The organism is Pseudomonas sp. Arb-4-2C (genome assembly GCF_055755015.1).
In genome coordinates this window covers 4,400,502-4,424,399 of record NZ_CM146899.1, presented here as the reverse complement: position 1 = coordinate 4,424,399, position 23,898 = coordinate 4,400,502, and the positions used below count along the sequence as shown (strand labels likewise).

The following is a 23,898-nucleotide window of genomic DNA, read 5'->3' as shown; positions in this document are numbered from 1 at the left end:
CTAAAAAGGCGCGGCAGTATACCGCGCCTCTTCAGGGCATACACGCGCCGGCAGTCATTCGTTGGTCGCATGGTTGGGCGAATATCGAACATCGGGTGCGCACTTCAATACCCACCCCCTCACCCCAGCTCTCTCCCCCAAGGGGGCGAGGGGGGAAGGGAGCCGATTTGTGGCGAATTCAAAACCTGAGTCCGGCTTGATGTATCAGGTCGGCGTATCGCAAATAAACAATGCGGTCAGTTCCCTCTCCCTCGGGGAGAGGGCTAGGGTGGGCCTTTTGAGGCCACACTTTTGACGTCAATTTTCGAGCCCGAAAATCGGTGGTCATTTATCGACCGCCCCTCTAAAGTGGCATCCGGTCTGTAGAGTAGGACACTCGGTCAGCCTCCTATCGCACGGTGAGTCAACGATTGACCCATAACGCCATACAACGTCTTTTGCTCAAACGCTTTGCCCTCGCTGCAGCCACCTACGGATTGGCTTTGCTGCTGCTGTGGCTGGCGTTTTTCACTGGTCATTACCCGCAGTCATTGAACAGTGTGGCCATCGGCAGCGCCTTGGTGGTCATCAGTCAGGCGACGCTGTTCGCGCTGTTCTGGTCCGGGCGCAACCTGCGTTTTGCCGATCCCAGCCTGACCGAGGCGCAAGTGCTGCTCGGGCTCGGCTGGCAGACCTGGCTGATTGCCCATCTGGACGAGGCCCGCGGTGCGTTTCTGGTGTTCTACGTGCTGATCCTGCTGTTCGGCCTGTTTCATTTATCCCGGCGTGCGTTCATTCGCTGCGCGCTGCTGGTGTTCTTCAGTTTCTGTGCGATCACCCTCTGGGATGGCTACCACTTCCGCTTGCCGGATCCGGCGCTGGCAGCCTTGCAGGTATGCATTCTGGCGATGGTGCTGGCGTGGCTGGTGATCTACGCGCGGTTTGTCCAGGTATCGCGGCAGCGTCAGCGGCAGCGCCGGTTTGCCCTGCAGGCGCATCAGGACACCCTGCGCGGCATGATGCGTCAGCTCGAAGACCTGGTGGCCACCGATGAGCTGACCGGGTTGTTCAACCGTCGGCATTTTTTGCGCCTGGCTTCCCGCGAACTCAGTGCGATGGACCCCGGCGTGGTCCATGGCCTGGCGCTGATTGATCTCGATCACTTCAAACGCATCAACGATTTGCACGGCCATGCTGCCGGCGATCAGGTGTTGCAGGCGTTCGCTGGAGTGGCCGGCGCCTGCCTGCGTGACGGCGACGTGCTGGCGCGTTACGGTGGTGAGGAATTTGTGGTGTTGCTGCCCGACTGCGATGCCGAGCGCCTGACCGCCTGTTGCGAACGCCTGCGCATTGCCTTCACGGACGTCGAACTGATGGGCCTGAACGTGCGCAACCTCAGCCTTTCGGCGGGCATGACCCTGCTGGAGTTGGGCGACGATCTGGACGATGCCCTGCAGCGTGCCGATCAGGCGCTGTATCGGGCCAAGCGCGACGGGCGCAATCGCTGCGCAGCCGCGTGGGAGAATGTGGATGCCTGAACTTCGTGTGGGTGAACAGCAGTGGTCGGTGGCGGCGGGCAGCAACCTGCTCGATGCCCTGAATCAACACGGCGTTGCGGTGCCTTACAGCTGCCGCGCCGGCAGTTGCCATGCGTGTCTGGTGCAGTGCGTGAACGGCTTGCCTGTCGACAATCGGCCGGATGCCCTGAGCGCTGAACAGCGTCAGCAGGGCTGGCGCCTGGCCTGCCAGTGCCAAGTGACCGAAGACTTGCAGGTGCACACCTTCGACCCGGTTGCGGACGGTCAACCGGCGGTGGTCGAGGCGCTGGACTGGCTCAGCGACAACGTGCTGCGCTTGCGCCTGACCCCGCAACGACCGCTGCGCTACAGTGCCGGGCAACATCTGGTGCTGTGGATCAACCATATCGCCAGGCCGTATTCGCTGGCGAGCCTGCCGCAGGAAGAGCGCTTTCTTGAGTTTCACCTCGACTGTCACCAGCCCGGTGAATTCAGCGATGCAGCGCGGCGCCTGCAGATCGGCGACCCGATCCGTCTCGGTGAGCTGCGCGGCGGCGCGCTGCATTACGACCCCGACTGGCACACGCGACCGCTGTGGCTGCTGGCGGCCGGCACCGGGTTGGGGCCATTGTTCGGCGTGCTGCGCGAAGCCTTGCGCCAGGATCATCAGGGGGCCATCCGTGTCATTCACCTGGCCCATGACGAGCGCGAGCACTATCTGGCCAAACCCCTTGCGGCGCTGGCTGCGCAGCGCGAAAACCTCAGTATCGAGCTGTGGACGGCGGCCGAGTCAGCCGCCGCTTTGGCGCAACTGCGCCTTGTTTCCCGGCAAACCCTGGCCTTAGTCTGCGGCTCACCGACCAGCGTCGATGCCTTTGCCAGGCGTCTGTACCTGGCCGGATTGCCGCGCAATCAACTGCTGGCGGACGTCTTTCTGAGCCGTGGTTGAGCGCTGACTTTTCAGACGCGAGACCTGCCATGACCGATGCTATCCAAGTAGAACGTGAACGCGGCCTGTTGACCCTGCGCCTGAATCGCCCGGACAAGAAAAACGCCCTGACCCGCGCGATGTACAGTCGTCTTGCCGAGGCCCTGAAGCAGGCCGACAGCGATCCTGAAATCAACGCCGTGCTGATCACCGGCAGCGCCGAATGCTTCACCGCCGGCAACGACATCGCCGATTTCGTCCAGCAACCGCCGAGCGACCTCGACAGCCCGGTGTTCCACTTCATGCTCAATCTGCTCGAATGCCGCAAACCGGTGATCGCCGCCGTGGCCGGTGCAGCGGTGGGCATCGGCACCACGTTGCTGCTGCACTGCGATCTGGTGTACGTCAGCCGCGATGCGCGGTTGCGCATGCCGTTCGTCAACCTGGGGCTGTGCCCGGAGTTTGGCTCCAGCCTGATCCTGCCGCGCCTGCTTGGCCAGGCCAAGGCTGCCGAGTTGTTGCTGCTGGGTGAAGGGTTCAACGGTGAGCAGGCGGCGGCCTGGGGCATTGCCACCCAGGCATTGCCCAGCGGCGAAGCGGCCTTTGCCAAGGCGCGGGAGATGGCGCTGCGCTTCGACAAACTGCCACCCGAAGCGGTGCGCATCAGCAAACAGCTGATGAAGGCGCCGGATAGGGAGTTATTGCGCAAGGTGGTCGAGGAGGAAGGCAAGCTGTTCGTCCAGCGCTTGCGCTCGCCGGAAGCAATTGCGGCACTGATGGGGTTTATCAACCGGGGGTGACCGGGGTCGGCCCCGGTCCCGCAATCATTGAGTTGGAAAGCAAAGAGCCCTGCCATTCACAGGGCAGGGCTTTTGTTTCTCGGCCGTCGCGCTCACTGAGCCGGGCCAGCGTCTGGTATCAACCCACGCATGACCCTGACGAAGTTGCTTTTTGTCCAGGTTATGAACAAAACCTTACCCTCCATAAAGGCAAGGGGCAGCACGGCGAGACCGGTAGTGTCGGCGAAACGCCAATATCCGGTACCGTTACCGAATGAAGTGTCCAGCGCGCCATTGTTCAGAAAACGCGCAACTACGACGTTACCGCTGATGAGTGGATCTAATTCGTCGCCCGCTCTTCCCGCCACTAGAAACGTGCCGTTTCCGAGGACCTTACCCGACAGCCAGTTTGTCTTTCCTTGATCCAGGATGGTATCAAGCGGCTCGCCTCCATTAAATTGAATGTTTGGTGTACCGTCCGGCTCTCGACTGATCAACAAACCTCTGACGCCGACACTGATGCCAATGCCCAGGATGCGTTCGTTGGGCTGAGTGACCAAGTCACGGATCTGATAGTCAGCATATTCCCCGCCGATAAGCACATAACCCCCGTCCCCAAATGAGGTATCGAGCTCGCCTTTATCATCCAGCTGAACGAACAGTGCCTTTTGGGTAGAGATGGGGAGCGTTTCGACGACCCCCGCGCCAACGAACTTGCCCTTCGCCGTTCGCATGAGGGACCACAGAAAGACATTTCTGGCATCTTTAGGTTTGGCTTCAAAAAAACCGCTTCCATTGAAGTTTGTGTCGGGTGAACCATCGCTGTTTAAAACATTGATGTAGTCGAAATTTTTCCCTTCTTGAATCAACAAAATGCGGTTGTCAGGCAAACTCGAAAGCTGTGTGCGACCGGTGTCTGCGCTGTGTGGAGTCTGAGCACTCGCAAGCGCTGAGATGCCTTGTGCATTGTCGGGCGGCAGATCAATGATTCTTATCCCTCCCTCCCCGAACGCCGTATCCATTTCTCCATTCAAATGAAGGCGTACCAGAGAACTTCTCCACCCAGCCCCCGGGGCTAAAAAAAATCCGACAAGTAAAATCCTCTTGCTCCCGTCGATATCCACCAGCAGGATCTGCTGCGAACTATTGCTTATAGAGCTTTCACTCCCGTCAAACGACCCCACGACGTAGCCATTTCCCCCGAAGTCTTTATCGAACTGGCCATGTTCATTTAGATGAAAACATGCATACAGGCTCCGGTTTTCAAGGTCTTGTACGCTGCATAAAAAGTAAGCATCTCCGGAGGGGCCAAGCGTAAGGAACCGCGGAATAATGTTTTTGATGCCTTCAGAGGGAGGCGCAGTAAAAATCCCGTCCTCTGCAAAGGTCTTGTCCAGTTGTGCGAGGTTCGTGAGCTGAATTGCCATTGTGTCACTCCTTCTTCAGCGTATTCACTCATTGGTATCAGGGTGAGTGGATGCGCGAATGAACGGTGGTTCTACTGTCAGAGTTGACAGTTACGACGAGCGGTAATGGCATCAGTGACCGCTGAAAACGGCCATTTGGAAACGCAAAAGCCCCGCCATTCTCATGGCGGGGCTTTTGTTTTTCAGCGCGGGACGACTCAGACCATCTTGTCGCCAACGTGCAGGATTTTCATGCCGTTGGTGCCGCCAGTGGTGTGGTAGCTGTCGCCCTTGGTCAGGATGACCCAGTCGCCTTTTTCCACGACGCCGCGCTTGACCAGTTCGTCGATCGCTTTCTGGCTGACTTCGTTCGGTGCCAGCGACGCCGGGTCGAACGGCACGGTGTACACGCCACGGAACATCGCTGCGCGAGCCTGGGCTTCGCGGTGCGGGGTGAAGGCGTAGATCGGCACCGAGGAGCGGATACGCGACATGATCAGCGGGGTGTAGCCGCTTTCAGTCAGCGCGATGATCGCTTTCACGCCCGGGAAGTGGTTGGCGGTGTACATGGTCGCCAGGGCGATGCTTTCGTCGCAGCGCTCGAATTCCTTGCCGATACGGTGGCTGGAGGTCTTGCTGGTCGGGTGCTTTTCAGCGCCGACGCAGATACGCGCCATCGCCTGAACGGCTTCCAGCGGGTACAGACCGGCAGCGGATTCGGCCGAGAGCATCACGGCGTCGGTGTAGTCGAGCACGGCGTTGGCCACGTCGGACACTTCGGCGCGGGTCGGCATCGGGTTCTGGATCATCGACTCCATCATCTGGGTCGCGACGATCACTGCCTTGTTGTGGCGGCGTGCGTGCAGAATGATTTTCTTCTGAATGCCCACAAGCTCGGCGTCGCCGATTTCCACACCCAGGTCACCACGGGCAACCATCACTGCGTCGGACGCCTTGATCAGGCCGTCGAGGGTTTCATCATCGGCCACGGCTTCGGCGCGTTCGATCTTCGCCACCAGCCAGGCCGTGCCGCCGGCTTCGTCACGCAGTTGACGGGCGTAGTTCATGTCGGCAGCGTCACGCGGGAAGGACACCGCGAGGTAGTCGACTTCCATTTCAGCGGCGAGCTTGATGTCGGCCTTGTCTTTTTCAGTCAGGGCCGGTGCGGTCAGGCCGCCACCGCGACGGTTGATGCCTTTGTGGTCGGACAGCGGGCCGCCGATGGTCACGGTGCAGTGCAGTTCGGTGGCGGTAGCGGTGTCGACGCGCATCACCACACGGCCGTCGTCGAGCAGCAGCTCGTCGCCCACGCCGCAGTCTTTCACCAGATCCGGGTAGTCGATGCCGACCACTTGCTGGTTGCCTTCGGTCAGCGGATGGCTGGTGGAGAAGGTGAACTTGTCACCGATCTTCAGCTCGATGCGCTTGTTGGCAAATTTGGCGATACGGATTTTCGGGCCTTGCAGGTCACCCAGCAGGGCGACGAAGCGACCGTGCTTGGCAGCCAGGTCACGCACCAGCTTCGCGCGAGCCTTGTGCTCGTCGGGGGTGCCGTGGGAGAAGTTCAGACGGGCGACGTCCAGACCAGCCAGAATCAGCTGTTCGAGAACTTCCGGCGAGTTACTGGCCGGGCCAAGGGTAGCGACGATTTTGGTACGACGGACGGACATGCAAAGACTCCTGAGTTCAAGCGCTAGCAGAGGCTACTATGCTCTTGGGGTGTAGTCATTGTTCGTTTGCACTACTTTTTGTGAAGAGCTTCGTTATTGTTTTCTTTATTGAACGCGACAATCGGCGCAAACGCTTCTGAAGATTTTTGGCAGCGGGTCGATACACTGCTCAAGACAGGAGAACCCTCATGCGATTGTTGCCCATTGCCGCCCTTGCCCTCAGCGCCCTCGCTGCCACGGGATGTACCCGTTGGGCGATGAACCACCATCTGAACAACGCCTACAGCGCCTATGACCGAGGCAATTGCGAGCAGGTGATGCTCGAACTGTCCAAGGTCGAGCGCGACAGCCGGGCCCGCCCTTATGTGTGGCCGGAAGTGTCGATGATGCGCGGTCAGTGCCTGGAACGGCAAAAAATGTACATCGACGCGGCGCAGACCTACCAGTTCATCATCGCCTCGTACCCCAACAGCGAATATGCCTTCCGCGCCCGTGCGCGCCTGGAAACCCTGCAGAGCCTGGGCCACTACCCGACGCGCAGTGCAGCTGCAGTGCCGAGTCCGCAACGCTTCTGATGCTGGTTGTCATACAAACGCTGGCTGACTGTATAAGGTGAGCTATAGTCCAGTGATCCGGTTCAGCGCCTGGCGTCTGAACCGGGGCAACACCTGCGACTGGTCGTTGTTGAGGTGATGGCGTATTGGCGACCATCCCACCGGAAGCGGGGAGAGCACGTCTGCGATACAGGCGTGTTCCGAAGCAAAGGTGCGGCTCTGTGATGGAGCCTTGCATGGCGTACTGCGCATGTTTACCGACCGTCGAATCGAACGGCACCAGTTGCCGTACTTCCTCCGGGTGTTCAACAGCGTCACCGACAAACCCATCGGTTTTCTGGGCAATGTGTCCGAAGACGGGCTGATGCTCATCAGCCAGTTGCCGATGATGATCGGTGTCGATTTCAGCCTGCGTCTCAAGCTCCCGTGCGGCGATGGCCTCCAGCAGGTGATCGACCTCACCGCGTGCTGCCTGTGGTGCCATGAAGACGCGACCCCGATGCATTACGACGCCGGCTTCAGCCTGCAGCGTCCGCCGCCGGAATATGCGCAACTGGTCGAGGCGTTGCGTCAGTACTTCAGTTTTCAGCCATTGCCGGCCTCGGCCTGACTTCATACCGCCAAAAGCTTCGCGGGCAAGCCCGCTCCCACAAGGATCGCTGGTGCACACAATTTTTGTGATCAGCACGGGCCACTGTGGGAGCGAGCCTGCTCGCGAAAGCGTCAGTACAGACGCGCCGTGATCAACGCCCGGGCCGCCGCAATCGCCCGCTCACTGTCCAGCGCCTGCTCCGCCAGCAACAAACCCATCTCGCTCAATTGATAAATCGCCATCGCGAGGGTGGCGGCTGCAAGCAGGTCAGTCGACCGGGAGGCATACGAAATACCGGCGCGCCCGAGGGCGCCCTGCGAACAGCCACCATCAAGTGCGGGGATAGGGAGTACCCGACTTGATGACGCTTATGCACGTTCGTCTACCCCCGGGCGACTGAACCCGACCACTGATTGGCAGCGGCACGGACCACGTTACGGGTCATCAGCAAAGCGCACAAGCCAGCGGATTCTGGCGGATCTGTAGGCAAAGGCGCATGGCGTTGTAGCCTCCCGGCGAGCTGGGGGAAACGCCGCGAAATACTCGTTACCGTTCGTCAGTACTGTCAGATTTTACAGGTAGGCAACCAGGTACCTCAGGCGTATCAACTCATTGTGCCGTATCAATCCTGGCATCACCCGAGAGATCTCTCATGGCAGACGATAATGAACAATCCGGCTCTGACAATAACCCCGAAATTACGCCTGGGGTTACTGCAGATGAACAATCGATAGCGCGGCCGGCGCCCCTTGTTCATAAGCCGTCCTCCATGAGTTACGCGCTGGTATCACCCGTGTATTTTCATATTGAGGCGGGTGAATTTGGCGTTCACGAATATCAGTTGGTAGACCAGTATGGAGGTCAGAGCTATACGGGAAATACCGATGGCCTTGGCGTGTTGTTCAGAAGTGTGCCCGCCACCGATCGTAACGGTCAGGGCCGTTTCGGTTTCCGGGCAAAATTGAGAGGTGAATGGCAGAGCTGGGGTTATGTGGATTTCATCCTCGCAGCCAAGCCGCTTATGACCTCCTTCCAGAGTGGTGCCCAATTGGGTGCCAGGCCGATTATCAGCGGTACTAAAGATGCCAGGGCGTCGGCGGTTGTTCGTGTACTTTTTGATAACGGTTCGAGTTACGGCGTAACCGTGCCAGCTCCAGATAAATGGAGTTATCAACGTGCGTCGGACCTCACCCCGGGGCCGCATATTTTCTCTGTCGAGTACTACATCCCTTGGGGGGAGCAGGACACGGGACGTACAGATTATCCCTTCACAGTTGTTTACGACCCGGCGCAGATCACTCTCCCTAAAGAAAATGATGTGATACGTGAACTTAGACCGGAAGTCTCTGGTACAGGGCCCAACGACGGTGTAACGGTCACGATATACAGAGAGGGCGGGAGCGGGGGATCCTACGGGCAAGCAACCGTCAGAAACGGCTTATGGAAGGTAAACCTTAGCCAGGATTTACCCGAGGGGCCCTTTGTTTTTCATGCTGATTCAAGTTTCCAGGGCACGCACATCGGGTATTCAAACAAGGTGCCCGTGACGGTTTACTTGCGGCCGGCCACACCTGCAATTACCTCGCCTGCAAATGCCTCGCAGCAGGCAATGACCTTTACGGTGTCAGGTAACGAGGGCGAAGCAGGGGCTATAGTTATTCTGTTAGAAGACTTGGGTTCTGCCCAAGTGGGCCAGAGCAATGTTTTGACTGGAGCGCAATGGAGCGCGTCCGTCACGCTGCCCCCCGGGCCTGCTTCTCTGGTTGCCAAGCAAATCAAAGGAGGTCTGGAGTCGGGACGGAGTGTGCCGCGGTTGTTTAAAATTCGCCCCCCAGCCTTGACCACAGTCAGTGTTGTCTACCCGACCCTCACCACAATCGAGTTTTCCGGCGCTGGCTTCACCGGCGCCACGGTCGAGATCACGATCGTGAAAGGCCCGGCCGGCGCAACACCGCCGTCTAGCGTGACCGTGCAGGGCGGGCGCTGGACCGCCAGCTCACAAAACTGGCCCATCGGCGATTACGATCTGAAGGCTGTCCAGAAAGTCTCCGATAACGCGGGTGGCTGGATTCCTTCGCAGGAATACCTGTTCAAGGCGTCATCAACACTGCCGCCGCCCACGGATGTGACCCACACCATTACCAGTTACACCCCGACATTCAGCGGTAGGGGCGTTACCGGCGCGTCGGTCGAGATTACGGACAAGGCGGACAACAGCGTGGTCGCCCCGTCGGCAACCGTCACGGCACAGGGCTGGTCGACCCGGGCGTCGCAGGCCTGGGCACCGGGTTCGACACGCACAGTGCGTGTGCTGCAGAAACTGGGTGATGCGGTGTCGCAAGCGGTTGAACGGATCGTCAACATCGACCGTTTTCCATCACCGACTGAGCTGGCTTATACCGTGGTCGATTACACGCCGATCCTGACGGGCAAAGGGGTGATCGGAGCCACGGTGCATGTGACGGACAGGACGACCGGCGCGCCGATTGCACCGATGGCACCGGTAACGGCCCAGGGCTGGCGGGCACAGGCTTCAGCACGTTGGGAGCCGAACACCACCAAGGTTGTGCTGTTGGTGCAAAAAGACGGTTCTGTGGCCTCCGACTCTGTGGAAATGACCATCAGCGTGCCGCTGCTGGCACCGCAGATCACTGCTGTCGAGAATGACGGCCTGTCACCAAAAATCTCCGGCACCTGCTGGCCCGGCGCGACGCTCAGCCTGAAATACAGCGACAGTACAAACGAACACACACCCAGTGGCAGCAGCGGCACCTGGATCTTCAAGCGCGAGGCTGGGTTTGCGCCGGACAGGGAACATACCGTCACGGTGATTCAGACCGTTGCAGGGCGCGCATCGCCCCCGGCATCGCGAGCATTTTCGGTCAGTCCGGAGAAACCGGTGATCACCGAACCGAATGAAAACGCAGATGCCCACTACGACCTGATCGTGCGCGGAACCAACGGGTTCAATGGTGCCACGCTGCAACTGCGCGACGCGCAATTCGGCCGGGTATTGGGCCAGCCGAAACGGCTGACGGCGCATGGTGCCTGGTTCATCGAACTGAAAAAACTCGAGATTCGCAAATACCAGATCGACGCCACGCAAACCATCGCCGGCAGGGAATCCCTGCGCAGTGATGTGCGCAGCTATTTTGTGGTGCTGTTGCCGCCGGTCATCGAGGTGCCGGCACACAATCAGTCACTGGCGCGAACCTCCAGGTTTTCCGGTACCGGAGAACCCTATGGTCAGGTGACGCTCTGGCGTGAAAATCCGAGCGAGATCCTGCTCGAAAAAGTACCGGTCAGTGCCGAGGGTAAATGGGCGGCCGAGGTGACGCTACCGATTGGCAACTACACCGTGAAGGCCAGGCAAATCTTTCAGACCCATGAATCGAAGGACACCCTGTCACGCATTTATAAAGTGGTGCCGGCAGCGCCGTTCATCGAAAGCCCCGGCCGGGGCGTGCATATCGGTCGATCGGTTGTCGTGTCCGGATTCGGCTACCCGGGGGACACCGTTACGGTCACGCTGACGGGCAGCAAGGGCGCGCTCTTCGGGCGCAGTCCGGTGCTTGGGGATCGTACCTGGTCATTGACGCTTGAAGCGGATCAGCCCGCCGGCGCCTGCGATGTGGTGGCGGTGTCCTCGCGTGACGGCTTCGAATCTGCCGCTTCAGCCGCGCACCCTGTGGTGCTCGGCACTTACCTGCCCGGTATCGACGAGCCGGCGCCGGGACGCTGGGTCGAAAATCCGCTTCGTTTCGTCGGTAAAGGCCGCGTTGGCGTCGGGCGTGTGGTGACCTGGTACGACCCTGAGCAAGCCTTGAGCGCCAGCCTTGCCGTCACTGTTCAAGGCTGGCATGGCGAGGCGACGCAACCCGTGCTTCCAGGCGGCCATTGGTGCCGCTTCCAACAGACCCTCACCGACGGGGCGGATGGCGCGAGCCTGTCCGATTGGGTTGAAAGCGAGCGCTTTGACATGACTTCGATCCCACCGGGAGCCCGACCATGACCGATCCTGTGACGCGCCCCGTGCTGCAGTTGCTGGCACAAGTGTTCAGCGATGATCAACGCCAGACCTATGCCGAGTTTTGCGCTTATCTTGAAAACGGTGGCTCGATTTTCCCTTTGGTCGAGCATGGCGTGCAGGGGCTGGTCAGGGCTTACCGGATGACCCCCGACGATGCGCGGGCCTTTCTGCGTGCTGCGAACAGCCTGGCGATTTGTATCCGGCGCCAGTTTATCGAGCACTCGTTGAGTGGCTCTGCGGCGCAGGTCACTCGCTGCAAAAGCGGTCTGCTGTCGTTCGTTCAAGGGCCGAGTTACGAGCAGTTATTCGAGCCGGATTTCGATACCCTCTGTCCTCCGCAAGCGCTGGAGTCGTTCACCTCGCCGGTGGCTTATCTGATTGAATTGTTACGCTGGATCGATGAGCGGATCTACAACGTTGGCAGCGCCGAGAAACTGGATTTGCACGACCGGCGCCAGGATCTGAAAAAGCTGCTGGTCGACTTCAACGCGGTGCATCAGGCGGTGTCGGCGGTGGACATTATCGTCCCGGTGCTCGAAACATTTATCGAGAAAAACAGCAGCGGCCCGCCGGATCTGGAAGAGGCGCTGATCCAGGCCCGCTATCCCAACGGCCTCCCTTACTATCAGCATTGGGTCACCCTCGATTTTGTTGCCCGTCAGCATGGCCTGTCGGTGGGCAATTTCGCCCACATGGTGGATTTGGCCTATCCCTATTTCCTGCAGCCCGAGGCGTGGGATAACGATGCGGGGCGTGCTTTTACCCATGCTTCGCGACTGGGGCCTTATCAGCGTGAGTTGTTGACCGAGGCGCCTACAGCTGCGAAAGACCGCGATGCCTATTACGAGCGCAATTTCGGTGCGCATGGATTGGAATGGCAAAACCTCAATCAGGTGCCGTTCTTTGGCGAGCGCACCCGGCTGGACGCCCGGGGCATCGAGGCGTTGTTGTCGATACGCGAGTTCGCCCCGACGCGTTCGGCCAACGTCACCGTGTATGAACCCGTGCAACCGGGAGCTGACGAGAGTCAGCGCTCCGGCTCGGTGTATCTCAATGCCGCCGCGAGTCCGGCACTCGATATTGATTACAAGGACGACGACGCAGCCTTCCTGCATCGTCTGACGCAAGACCCGAGCACCATTGACCGCTACGAGCGCATGAACCGCAAGCTACGTCTGGATCAATGGCTGGAATTGCCCACCGAGCAGGTGGATGCGTTGCTGACAGCAGCGATCAAGGCCCAGGCACGGGGTGCTGAGCCGCCAGCCCCGTGGTGGATTTCCTCCCATCAGGTGCATGCCCTGGGCTTGTTCCAGTCACTGCGTGAACGTTATGGCTGCGCGGCAGAAGACTTTGCGGCATTCATCGATGAAATGTCGATTTATGGTCGCGCCGAGGTGTTGTCACTGTTTGACCGCACGTTCAACAGTTCGGGCAATTATCGCCAACCGCTGAAGCTCGACGGCGCAACGTTTGCGACGCTGCCGGCGCAGGGTGTCCCCGAGTTGACGGTCACTCAATTGTGCAGCGGTTTAAACATCGATCTACAGACTTACAGCTATCTGGCGACGGCGATCGAGCGCGCACATGGGCAAACGGGCACGCTTACGCGTACACCGGCGATCATTTCGAGTTTCTATCGGCTGGTGAAGCTGCCGCGGTTGCTGGGTATTACCCCGGTCGAAGGCCTGCTGATGCTGACCCTGCTGGGCGGGGAAAGTTGGGTCGACGGGCTGGCCGGTCCTCCGCGCATTCAGGAACGCCGTAACAGTGAGACCACACCGGACGTACTCAACCTGATTTATGCGCTGCACTCCTGCGTGTCCTGGTGCAAGGACCGCGAGCTCCCCGTGCTGTGGATGTTGCAACAGGTATCACCGCCGCAGGCATTGGCGGTTGCCACGCAGGTCGAGCGCCGCTTGTTTGATCAGATCCGTAATTTGCTGCCTGCCACGCTGTTCAACAATGCCGGGTTGGCGATGGCCGGCGTGCCCTCGCTGGAAGGCCTGGACTGGCTGCAATTGTTGACCGAACTGGTGGATAGCACAGGGCTGGTCATCGACCTGCAGTTGCCTGAGCCGCAGTACCTGAATTTTGCCCGGGAAAAGCTCGATGAGGCTGTCAGGGAAGGACTTGGCGAGAACGATGTCAGCGTACGGGGAATCATCGTCGAGCGAATGCTGGGCGTGCTGTTGGAGGCTCGTGAGGCGCAGGTCTCGGTCGTCAGGGAGTGTCTGGCGGTTTACACGGGCCTTGATGCCAAGCGCGGGTTACAGATGCTGACGTGGGCGCAGTTCACCGCCTATCAGTTGTTGTTACATGTCAGTGAAAGGGCCGAGCGCGATGCACTTGAAGACATCCGGTCCGGAGCGCACGCCTCTGAAAAACCAGACCCGTTGCTGAGCCTGTTAGCCGATGTCCGGCGGCGTAGTGCTGTAACCATCAAACTGGACTTGAGCGCTTTGCTGCTCGAAGACTTTCTGCAATACGGTCACCAGGCATGGATGGATCAGGAGGATCGGCATCTGTTGTCGATACGCGTGCTGTATTACCTGAGTTCGCTGAGCCGGGCGTTTGAATTGAGTGAACAGCCCGCCGCCAACCTGCTGGATTACCTGCGTCAGGTCAATGCGTTGCCGAGCCCTCTGACAGGTGACGCACTACGGTTGGCGCAGCAGGCGGCATCGGTGCGGCTCGCAGCGTTTTTCGACTGGAGCGTGCATGAAGTGCGTGAATGCGTCAGCCGCATCGACCCGACCCTGAAGATTCTGAAGAACCTGTCCCAGCTCGACTTGCTGATGCGCATCCGCGTACTCGCCCGCCACAGCGGCATGGACGCCTTGACGATTTTTCTGGTGGGCAACCTGCCGGAAACCGTTGAGAAGGATGCTTATCGAATCGCCGCCGAGCGCGCTGTGCTCAGCCTTTCGGATGCGCATGCGCCGCTGGTTGCTTTCGCCGATGAAGTTGTGCAACCGCTTGTCACCATGACCTGTGTCGTGGACAAGACCGAGGTGGTGGCCAACAAGCCGAACGAGAAGATCATCTTTACCGTGACCCTCAAGGATGCCGACGGCAAGCCACTGAGCGGCGTCAATGTGTACTGGTCGGCCAGTCTGGGCACGATTCAGACAAAAGCCACCGAAGTCGACGGTACGGTAACGGTCGAGTACCTGCCGGGCAAGGTCATGGGGCGGGAAGTTCCGCTGTTCTGGCTGGACCTGATCGACGCACAGCAGGCCCCGGCGATCAGCGTCACCGACGACGCGCTGTCGCTGTTCTTCCCGGGGCCGCTGATGGCCCAGGTCCCGCTGGGGCCGGTTCCATTGGGGCAGGAAGTCGAGCTGTACGCCACGTTGCGCGATAACTATCGAAACCCTGGGCGTCACCGTCTGGTGCGCTGGTTCGCCACGGCTGAGGGCGGCAACGATGATTCGGTAGTGATCCGCCCCGAGCAGAGTTACACCGATGGCGAGGGTATTACGCGGGTGTTCGTGTCCAGCCCGTCCGGCGGCACGTTCACGATCAGCGTGCGCTCTGAGGCCAACGACGCTGAATCGCTTTTTGACCCCATTACGTTTGCCAATGCGTCGACGCCCCAGTGAAGGTCCTCGTTGATGGTGTGTGCGTTTCAGAATGCTGGAGAAGACCATGACTCAACGCAATCTGGCTCAATTGTTGGAAAAACGCCGTACAGCGTTGGTCGAGTACTGCATCGGCCAGGTTTCCAGCGAGAAATATCCTTTCGTGAAAACGGCACAGGATCTATTCGAATTGCTGCGCATGGACCCGCTGGATAACTACCCGGTGCAAAGTTCATGGGTGGCCGAAGCGACCAGCTGCGCTCAGCAATTCATTCATGCGGCCTATCGCAAGCTTGAGCCTGGTTACGAGACGGTAGAGTTTGACCAGGCGGATCTGAAACTCTGGGAGCTCTACAGCAATTATCCTGACTGGGCGGCGATCTCGTTGATCGCGGTCTATCCGGAAAACTTCATCAATCCCTTTGTGCGACAACGCAAGACCCGGCTGTTCAAAGCGCTTGAGAATGACTTGAACCAGACGCGCCTGAGTGGCGATTCGGTGCAGCGCGCCTTGCAAGGGTACCTCAAGGTGTTTGAGCAGACCTGCAACCTGGATGTCATCAGCGCCTGTCTGGACGGCGATTCGGCAACGCGCGCGACTTACTATTTTGTCGGTCGTGAGCGAGTACAGCCGTTCCAGTATTTCTGGCGCAAGGCCGAGATTGAACTCACATCTGCCGGTAACCCGGTCAACCCGGCGGCGTGGGGCGAATGGCAGCCGGTGGATATTCCAGTAGGGAACAGGGTCCTGGACTTGCGGCCGCTGTTCTGGGCTGGACGTTTATGCCTGGTGTGGGCCGAATGGCGTGACCAGATGGGCAGCACGCAAGACGAGGCTTACTTGCCGCACCGGCTGGACATCAATCTGGCGTTCATGAGTCAGAACTCGGAATGGTCGGCACCGCTGAGCCTGTATAGCGCCGACCAGGGCAGCGACACCAGCGCCGGTGCCCGGCTGGTCGCGACGACGTTGGCTGATGCCATTCACCCCAAGGGCCGTTTGGGCGTATTGCTCACCAACGACAAGACTGACGCCGCTGGCCTGAATGTTCTGGCAACCCGTGATGTGCTCTTTCGTCCGATGGCCGAAGACGACGGCAGCTGGCTTGAGCATCTGGCCAAGCGTCGCTTCACCGATGCTTTGGTCGTACAACATCCGCTGACGCCGAAGAATCAGCCGACGGTTGCGATCAAGGGTGAAACCTCGGGAGCGCTGACGGCTTACTACGCCTTGCAGGCGGTGTTCTCGGAAGTGGAGGGGCAGGACTTTCTGTGGGTCAGGGGGCTGTGCCGGGCGAGGCGCGAGGTCATCACCCAGACCACGGAGTTTGAGCTGAAAATCAACAATGGCGCGGCAGACGACCCGGACCCTCTCAAGGAATCAAAACCCCTTGCCGGAGGCTGGGCCACCGGTTGGATGGAGCTCAAACGCACGAAAGGAGGCTTTGTCAGCCCGGTCGAAATTTCCTTGAGCAACGCTACTGAAGGCAGCAAGACCTTTACCGTATCGCTGACCGATATCACCCGTTTCGTGCCGCCCGCGCTGGAAAAAAACGCGCTGGATGCCGCGCAGTTCATCGGGTTTCGGCAGGCCGGAATGTTGCCTCGTGCGCGCCTGAACTCATTGTTCGGCCCGGAGCTGGTGCAGCGTAGCAATATTTCCGTGGATGCCGTACTGGACTGGGACACCCAGTTCCTGGCGGAGCCGCCGCCAGCCTCAGGCCCGATCACAGAGCCGAACGGGGCATTCGACGGCGCCAACGGCTTGTATTTCTGGGAACTGTTTTTTCATCTGCCGCATCTGGTGGCGGCCCGCCTGCGGGCCGAGGATCGCTATCTGGAAGCGCAGAACTGGTGGCATTACCTGTTCGATCCGCAGGCTACTGAAACCTTCGTCGAGCCGAAGAAACCTCGCTATTGGCGCTGCCGCCCGCTGGCGGATGTGGGGAATATGGGGCACGAAGCAAAGATGCCGACCGATCCGGATGCGATCGCCTACGCCGCACCACGGCACTACAAGATTCTGGTGTTCACCGAATACGTGAAAAATCTGGTCGCCTGGGGTGACTGGTATTACCGCCAGCTCACCCGGGATGCACTGGTGGCGGCAAAACTGTGTTACGTACAAGCCGAGTTTCTGATGGGCAAGCCGCCTGCTGCTCGGGCGGTGACCCGCTGGCAAACGCAGACGGTAGAAGACTTGTTGAAACAGAGCAAAACACGGCCGGCGCTCGAGCAGTTTGAGCAGGAACTGGTGTTTTCCCTGGCCGACATTCCACCGGCCGCAGAAACCTCGCCGTTGATGGGCATGCTGGCGAATGAACCGTTCAAAATTTCCGCCAATCAACAGTTGCTCGACCTGTTCGACTGGCCGGGGCAACGCCTGAACAACTTGCGCAATAACCTGACGCTGGACGGTAAACCGCTGAACGTTCCATTGTTCAGCCCGCCGACCGATCCCGATCAATTGTTGCGCGACCTGGCCGCTGGCGGCGTCGGTACCCCGAGGCCGATGGGCGGGCGTCTGGTGGTAAGTGCGTTTCGTTGGCGTATTACCTACGAGGCTGCGTTGCGGGCGGTGCAGACTCTGCAGGAGTACGGCAGCCAGGTATTGCGCCTGATTGAACAGCGTGACCGGGCCGAGCAGGAAGAGTTGCAACAGGAGCATCTCAAGGAGCTGGGCCTTTACGCTCGTACCGTTCAAGAACAGTCGATTGCCCAACTGCAAGCGAATGTCACTGCGTTGAGCCAGAGTCGCGCCGTGGCTCAGCAACGGGCCGACCGGTTCAAGGCCTGGTACGACGAGAACGTGAGCGATGCCGAATATCAGGTCATGGAAAAGCTGCAGACAGCCAAATGGATGAATGTGGGAACGCACGCGATCAAGACGGGGGGGGCGGTGGTGGCCTCGCTACCGAACATTTTCGGTTTGGCCAACGGTGGGCATCGTGTGGAAAAAATAGCCGATGCCGTGGTCTTCGGCATGGAAATCGGTGCGATGGTTTTGCAGATCGACGCGGATAAACAAGCCCTCACCGAAAGCTACCGTTTGCGTCGCCGAGAGTGGGAGTTGCAACGTGATCAGGCGTTGGCCGAAGTCGGCGCGATCGAGGAACAGATCACCGCGCAAACGTTCGCGCTCCAGGCTGCCAGAACCAGCCTTGAGCAAACCCTGCGCGCCAATAGTCAGGCGTTGGCGCTCTATAACTACCTGAAAAAACGTGCCTCCGGCGCCGAGTTGTTCGGCTGGCTGCTGGGGCAACTCAAAGCCTTGCACTATCAGGCTTACGACGCAGTGGTCAGCCTGTGCCTCAGTGCCCGGGCTTCGTTGAGCGCAGAAACCGGTGATTACGAAAGCGCTGATTCGTTACCGCAGGTATGGCTGGACAACCGTCACGGGCTGACGGCGGGTGAACATCTGCGCGAATACCTGCTGCGCATGGATCGCCTGTACCTGCAAAGCCATGAACGTCGCCTGGAACGGATCAAGACCATTTCACTGCGACGCCTGTTCGATGACAAGGTTGATCCGCAGACGGGGTTCTCCGACTGGAGCCGGGCATTGGCAGACCTGATCGACAAGGGCACGCTGGAGTTCCAGCTGACGCAGTTGTCGTTCGATCGCGATCATCCGGGGGAATACTGTCGGCTGATCAATCTGGTGGAAGTCGATCTGCCGGCGCTGGTTGGCCCTTATCAGGATGTACAGGCGACGCTGCATCAGATCGGCAGCATGACCGCCACCCAGGCCACGGCACGGTCGGTCGAGTACCTGCATCAGCCGGCGGGCAAGGTGGCGCCTGCCGAGGTGCTGTTCAATCTGCGCAGTGGCCAGCAGATCGGTTTATCGGTTGGGATCGCCGACACCGGCATGAACGCCAGCAAACTGGATGAAGGCTTGCTCAACCCGTTCGAGAACACCGGGGTGGTATCGCGTTGGCAGTTGCACTTTCCCTGGCCCAAGAGTGAGCGGCAAACATCAATGCTCGAGTCGCTTACCGACGTCATCGTGCGCATCCGATACACGGCCAAGGCCGGTGAGCCGACCTTCACCCTTGCCGTCAAAGACCTGGTGACGCGGTCAATGACTGCCCATCAGTCACGCGCTGTCAAAGGAGCCGGTAATCATGTTTGATCCAGTCGTTCAGGCCAATGACAGTCTGGTACTCAATGGCGATTTCAGCCAAGGCATGAGCGACTGGACGCGGGGGGCCAACCCGCGCGAGGTCACAGTCGTCGGCGAGGAGTATGACGGTATACAGGTCAGGCTGCTTTCTGCGGGAAACCTTGGCTCTGCCTGGCAGCAGGTCACTGTACCTGTAGAGCCGGGTGCCAGCGCCAGGTATGTGCTGAGCTTTCTCCATGAAACGCGGCATACCGACGCGGGCCGCATGCTCATCACGGCTGAAGATGGAACCGTGTTGAGCGAAATCCTGTTGCCGCCGGGCAGGCCTCGCGACCTTGCAGAGGACCAGGCACGGATCGCCAGCGGACAGCCGCTGGTATTCAAGCCGATTCAGTACGACGCTCCGTTCGATCTACCGCTGCAGCGCCTGGACAAGATCCGCGTCACGGTGGTCGCTCCGGCCAATGCTGATCCCGAGGACTATCACCTGAAGGTCCTGATCACGCGCATTCATCTGGCGCTGCACCTTGAGCCAGTGGTGCTGCAGACACTGAAGCTGGACGAGGAGCAATTGCCGGCCGGCGGCCCGCTCTACCTGTGCCTTGGCGCGGACGGTGGATTTCAGCATCGGCTTGAATGTGTTCCCGAACCCGACAGTCCCTGGCTCTACACCAAGGCTGCGCTGATCAGCGACGACAACCCGCAAGGCGCCGTTACCGCGACGCCTGACTGGGGCGTCGATCAACCGCTGGATTCACCGTGGCTCCTGCAGTGCCCATTGATCGGTGATCAGGATCCGTATCTGTTCACGGTCAAACTGCTGAACCAGTACACCGCTGCGCCTTATCCGGTGCAGGTCTCGCTGGGCCATCACCGGCTGGTGTTTCGCGAGAAGCAGCAGGCTGCGTATTACCCGGTGCTGGAGTTGGCGCAATCAGTGCGGCTGGGCGTGCGAGTGGCCTCTTGGTACACCGGTCAGTTTCTGGCCGGGCGCACGGTGACCTGGGCGGTCGACGGGCAGGGGCTTTTGAGCACGACACCCACCGATCCTGAGGGGTGGGCGTATTTCGATTATCTGCCCACGGCGGCAGGCGATTTCAGCGTCGTCGCCTCGGTAACAAGTCCCTACTATGCCAGCGGGGTCGAGACTACAACGCTGGGTGTTCGGGTGCTCGCGACCGATCCCTGGAAGGACGTTCTGGCGGTGGTCGAGGGTAACGCCTTGCCCTGGGCGCAAAAGACCGGATACCCCAATCGTGGTTCGACCTATCAGGTGAGTGTTCGAGTGCCCGAGGTGTTGCGCGGCACTGAGTTGGCCATGCGCTGGGAAGGCGATTCTGCGGCACAGTTGGGCGTGCAGGTACGCCCGGAGCTGGAAGCGCCGGTACCCGCCGGCGTAGTGGATTCGACCTGGGAGTTGATCTGCCGGGACGAGCTCGATGGTCGCTTCCGGTTGCAATTGTCATGTTCGAAGCTACTGCTGCCCTCAGACAGGAAACCGATGTCATTGGCACGCAATCTGGTGCGCATCGGCGATGTTCAGGAGGCCAACAAGTTTCCGGTGGTGGATGAACGCGAAAGCGTCCTGCTGCGCGTGCAAGTGGTGCACGTGGTCACCAGTGGTGACGGCGATCCGGTCAACAACGCGTTGGTCGACTGGCTGACGCCCGAAGGCACGATCCCGACCCAATCGGGCAGCGGTGGTTGGGCCAGCGTGCTTTACCAGCCTTCTCGTGGTGGCGACCTGGTGGTGACAGCCCGCGTCAGGGCGCACGCTGATGCGGTGGCAATGGAGCGGCCGTTTGCGGTCAAGGCACTGCCGAGCAGTCCCTGGAAGAATCAGATCAGGATCTTGTTCGATAACACTGAAGTGGATCTGATCGAACTGGGGCTGCTGTGTTGGCGGGGGGATTCGCACACCTTGCGCATTGAAGCGACGCCAGGCAGTCCGTTGCTCGATCAGCTGGTAACGCTGCAATGGCGTGGTGAACCGCCAGAAATCGGGCTGACCGTCGCAGGTATTGGCGTGCCCTTGAAGCTGGAATCGAAGGGGCTGGAATGGACGTTCAGTTCACAGGTCGCATCGAGTGCCAGCAGCCTGTTCAGTCTGGTGTTGAGCAGCCCGGTGCTGGCGTCACCCCGAGAGTTGTTCGGTCGGCTGATCGCTACGCAGCTGTTTGACGAGTTGACGGTGATGCTGGATCAGGTGACCGCGACACTCGCCAGCCAGAGATTGTTTCCATGCATCGGTGCCAGACACAACGTGCGCTATTTGCCCCATGCGTTGAGTCCGTTGGTGGGGTTGCAGGGAACGTTGATGTGGCTGGGAACACCAGCCGACGACCTGGATGCAAGCGTTGAGCCGCCGCTCGATATTTCCCAGACACTCAGCGACGGTGGCGTTGGATGGGGGCTGGACTTCACTGCGAGCAAGGTCTCCGGCAGCTTTACGCTCGGGCTTTTCTTGCCTGCATTGAATCTGTCCATGACCGCCAATCCGATGCAGCTCGCTCACAATAAATTGCGAATGGACGACTGGCGCGAGCCTGCGGTTGATGCCGTCATCGGCAAGGATAAGGGCTGGAGCTGGGTCAGGGTGGTTTCGGCATTTACCGGCCAGGCGGTGGCGCAGGTGGCGGTGCAGTGGAAGACGGCGGCCGGTCTCGAAACAGTTGCCAGCGATGACCTTGGCTGGTCGGGCTTTGGCTTGACGCCGGGCACCGCCGGTCAGCAAGAGGTGGTAGCCAATGTACGCAGCCCGTTCGACGGCTACGAAGAGCAGCGCGCCTTGTCTTTTATCGCTCTCGCCCGTGACCCTTGGGAGGGGGTGCGGGTGCGCTTCGATGGGCACGACGAACAGCCGTGGGGCAGTCAAACTTTCTTCCCGCGGCGCCGAGGCACTCATGTCCTCGAAGTGCTGTTCGAGGACGACAGTCCATTGTTCGAGCAAAATCTGGCCTTGGGATTGACCGGTAGCGGTCCTGCGGAGCTGGGTCTGCGCTTCGAACCCGCGCTCGGCGCTGTGCGCCGGCCCTCGGCCCTCGGCCTGCGGTATTCCTTGCGCTGTGATGATGTGAAGGACGGCGGTTTCGCGCTACGCCTGGGCGCCGAGCGATTGGCGCGCCTGTCACCGGCTAACGCGATGTCGTTGGGCGTGGGCGCGCAAGTGTTGAAAGTCCTCGCCAGTGGCAGCGTTCAGCAGGTGCTGGAGTGGGAGCAGGAGCTCGTCGAGCAGGTGACCGTGGTGTCATCCATCACTGGTAAAGGCATCGCCGGGGTGGTGGTGACCTGGCGCAACATGGATCTGGGCACGGTGACCAGCCTGACCGACTTTTATGGGGTGGCCCGTGTGCGGTTCAAACCGCAGACACCGGGTGCGGCGGTAGTGGCGGCCACGTTAGAGGGTGCGGCGTATCTGGAGTCGATTGAGTTGCCGTATACACTTGAGGAACCGCGGGAAATTAGAGCGCTGATCAACAGTGATCCTATCGGTTATCCCGGCAAGGAAGTTTGGGCCGAGGCGATGGTGGTATCGGCAATGACAGGAGCGCCGCTAGCGGATGTCGAGGTGATGTGGAATTACCCCTCTATCAAAATAGCCCCGACGAAAACCGGTCTCGATGGCAAAACCCGAGTTTTTTTCAGGCTGCCGGCGGTCAGAGAGGGGGTCCTGCAGGCCTCCGTTCGTGGCGGGTATGGCGGTTGGGATAACAGGATCAATGTGTTTATGGCGCACCCGAACTCGGATACGTGGTTGCAGGAGTTCACACTTTGGCTGAACGGTAGAGAAGTGGATCTGGTTGATGGCAGACTGAACTTATCTTCGGGAGAAGACTACGAACTGGAGTTACGGACCGATGAAAGTAGCTGGTTGATAGGCTGGGTCGGTATTGCATTGGAAGACTTGGTCGGCAGCGAAGCGCTCGGCCTGAAAATTGACCCTCCCAAGGGAGTCCTTCAGGCCGTGGACGGCGCGCCGATACGTTGGTCTCTTTCTTCTATCGATACCGGGCAAAGCGGCGAATTTAATTTGAAGTTGACCAGCCCGGATCTTCCGGCACATCCGTTGTCAGGTGAGATGATCAGTTTTACCGGGGCAGTAGAGTTGCGCTTCGATGCGTTCCAGATGAAGTTCGGAAGTGGAAGTGCATATCCCTGCCAGGGGGCAACCCATACGGTTACCGTGCTACCCACCCCAGACAGCCCACTGTTGGGCAGGGAGGTGAAGCTTGTGTGGAGTGGTCAGCCGGGCACAGAACTCGGAGTGGTGGTGACACCTGAGCTGGAGGAGGCCCAATTGCTGAGTTCGGCAGGGACGAGCTGGGTACTGGACTGCACTGCAAGTAACACTGGCGGCCTTTTTTCATTGCGACTTCAGGTCCTGGACTGGGATGAGTGTTCGTTGCCGCTGCCTATGTCGCTAGGGCATAACCTTGTAACGGCCGAGCATTGGCAGACAGAGGTTCCGGTTTTCCCGGGATACCCTCAGCAATGGGTATATGGAGTGCGTGCGACGTCTTCGTTTTTACTGACACCTGCGCCTGGTGTTCAAGTTACCGTTTTAAGGGATGACCCCAATCGCCCGATTTACGAAAACACTCGTACGAACGGTGAGCTTACCTTTCGAACTGAGGGGTATCTCAGAATGTTTATCGTCAACCAATACGACGGAAGTGTTGTTTGAAATCTGTTCTGCCAAGGATGATCGAAGGGTTATTTGTTTGGGCCAGTTC

The 23,898-nt window shown here is 59.6% G+C and carries 11 protein-coding genes; 9 read left to right on the top strand and 2 right to left on the bottom strand.

Features of this window, described 5'->3' with window-relative positions; genetic code table 11:
- The first annotated feature begins 410 nt into the window (after positions 1 to 410).
- Genes AC0J41_RS20040 through AC0J41_RS20030 form a run of 3 tightly spaced genes read left to right on the top strand, consistent with a single transcriptional unit; the run spans position 411 to position 3,224 of the window.
- The gene (locus AC0J41_RS20040; RefSeq protein ID WP_473013408.1) at positions 411 to 1,517 is read left to right on the top strand and encodes a GGDEF domain-containing protein; all 1,107 of its coding nucleotides are present in this window, start codon (positions 411 to 413) and stop codon (positions 1,515 to 1,517) included.
- Entirely contained in the window at positions 1,510 to 2,445 is a 936-nt protein-coding gene (locus AC0J41_RS20035; RefSeq protein ID WP_473013407.1) for an iron-sulfur-binding ferredoxin reductase, read from the top strand. The genes AC0J41_RS20040 and AC0J41_RS20035 overlap by 8 nt, the downstream gene beginning before the upstream one ends.
- A 29-nt stretch (positions 2,446 to 2,474) precedes the next feature.
- Positions 2,475 to 3,224 carry an enoyl-CoA hydratase-related protein gene (locus AC0J41_RS20030; protein ID WP_473013406.1) on the top strand — a complete coding sequence of 250 codons (750 nt, stop codon included), beginning with the start codon at positions 2,475 to 2,477 and terminating at the stop codon, positions 3,222 to 3,224.
- Positions 3,225 to 3,316: 92 nt separating this feature from the next.
- On the opposite strand, the gene AC0J41_RS20025 is transcribed toward AC0J41_RS20030, so the two are convergent.
- On the bottom strand, positions 3,317 to 4,630 hold the full coding sequence (locus tag AC0J41_RS20025) for an NHL repeat-containing protein (protein ID WP_473013405.1): 1,314 nt from the start codon (positions 4,628 to 4,630) through the stop codon (positions 3,317 to 3,319).
- Between the two features lie 197 nt (positions 4,631 to 4,827).
- Complete coding sequence (pyk, locus tag AC0J41_RS20020) at positions 4,828 to 6,279, bottom strand: pyruvate kinase (protein WP_025112747.1); 1,452 nt, start codon at positions 6,277 to 6,279, stop codon at positions 4,828 to 4,830.
- A gap of 188 nt (positions 6,280 to 6,467) precedes the next feature.
- Between pyk and AC0J41_RS20015 the strand changes: the two genes are divergently transcribed.
- The 6 genes from AC0J41_RS20015 to AC0J41_RS19990 all read left to right on the top strand — a co-directional run bounded on the left by AC0J41_RS20015 (position 6,468) and on the right by AC0J41_RS19990 (position 23,849).
- Positions 6,468 to 6,854 (top strand): tetratricopeptide repeat protein, encoded by a 387-nt coding sequence (locus tag AC0J41_RS20015; RefSeq protein WP_025112748.1) that lies wholly within the window; start codon positions 6,468 to 6,470, stop codon positions 6,852 to 6,854.
- A gap of 229 nt (positions 6,855 to 7,083) precedes the next feature.
- Complete coding sequence (locus AC0J41_RS20010; RefSeq protein ID WP_473013404.1) at positions 7,084 to 7,443, top strand: PilZ domain-containing protein; 360 nt, start codon at positions 7,084 to 7,086, stop codon at positions 7,441 to 7,443.
- 634 nt (positions 7,444 to 8,077) lie between these two features.
- On the top strand, positions 8,078 to 11,437 hold the full coding sequence (locus AC0J41_RS20005; RefSeq protein ID WP_473013403.1) for an Ig-like domain-containing protein: 3,360 nt from the start codon (positions 8,078 to 8,080) through the stop codon (positions 11,435 to 11,437).
- Entirely contained in the window at positions 11,434 to 15,060 is a 3,627-nt protein-coding gene (locus AC0J41_RS20000) for a Tc toxin subunit A (RefSeq protein ID WP_473013402.1), read from the top strand. The genes AC0J41_RS20005 and AC0J41_RS20000 overlap by 4 nt, the downstream gene beginning before the upstream one ends.
- A gap of 46 nt (positions 15,061 to 15,106) precedes the next feature.
- Positions 15,107 to 19,174 carry a Tc toxin subunit A-related protein gene (locus tag AC0J41_RS19995; RefSeq protein WP_473013401.1) on the top strand — a complete coding sequence of 1,356 codons (4,068 nt, stop codon included), beginning with the start codon at positions 15,107 to 15,109 and terminating at the stop codon, positions 19,172 to 19,174.
- A complete protein-coding gene (locus AC0J41_RS19990) occupies positions 19,167 to 23,849 on the top strand; it encodes an Ig-like domain-containing protein (RefSeq protein ID WP_473013400.1) in 4,683 nt (1,560 codons plus the stop codon). Before AC0J41_RS19995 ends, AC0J41_RS19990 begins: the two co-directional genes overlap by 8 nt.
- The last annotated feature ends 49 nt before the right edge of the window (positions 23,850 to 23,898 follow it).

Bases quoted from the DNA above. Each gene is read 5' to 3' on its own strand.
- AC0J41_RS19995 (WP_473013401.1), top strand. From the start codon at position 15,107: ATGACTCAACGCAATCTGGCTCAATTGTTGGAAAAACGCCGTACAGCG.
- AC0J41_RS20010 (WP_473013404.1), top strand. From the start codon at position 7,084: ATGTTTACCGACCGTCGAATCGAACGGCACCAGTTGCCGTACTTCCTC.
- AC0J41_RS20000 (WP_473013402.1), top strand. From the start codon at position 11,434: ATGACCGATCCTGTGACGCGCCCCGTGCTGCAGTTGCTGGCACAAGTG.
- AC0J41_RS20015 (WP_025112748.1), top strand. From the start codon at position 6,468: ATGCGATTGTTGCCCATTGCCGCCCTTGCCCTCAGCGCCCTCGCTGCC.
- AC0J41_RS20035 (WP_473013407.1), top strand. From the start codon at position 1,510: ATGCCTGAACTTCGTGTGGGTGAACAGCAGTGGTCGGTGGCGGCGGGC.
- AC0J41_RS20025 (WP_473013405.1), bottom strand. From the start codon at position 4,630: ATGGCAATTCAGCTCACGAACCTCGCACAACTGGACAAGACCTTTGCA.
- AC0J41_RS19990 (WP_473013400.1), top strand. From the start codon at position 19,167: ATGTTTGATCCAGTCGTTCAGGCCAATGACAGTCTGGTACTCAATGGC.
- AC0J41_RS20030 (WP_473013406.1), top strand. From the start codon at position 2,475: ATGACCGATGCTATCCAAGTAGAACGTGAACGCGGCCTGTTGACCCTG.
- AC0J41_RS20005 (WP_473013403.1), top strand. From the start codon at position 8,078: ATGGCAGACGATAATGAACAATCCGGCTCTGACAATAACCCCGAAATT.
- pyk (WP_025112747.1), bottom strand. From the start codon at position 6,279: ATGTCCGTCCGTCGTACCAAAATCGTCGCTACCCTTGGCCCGGCCAGT.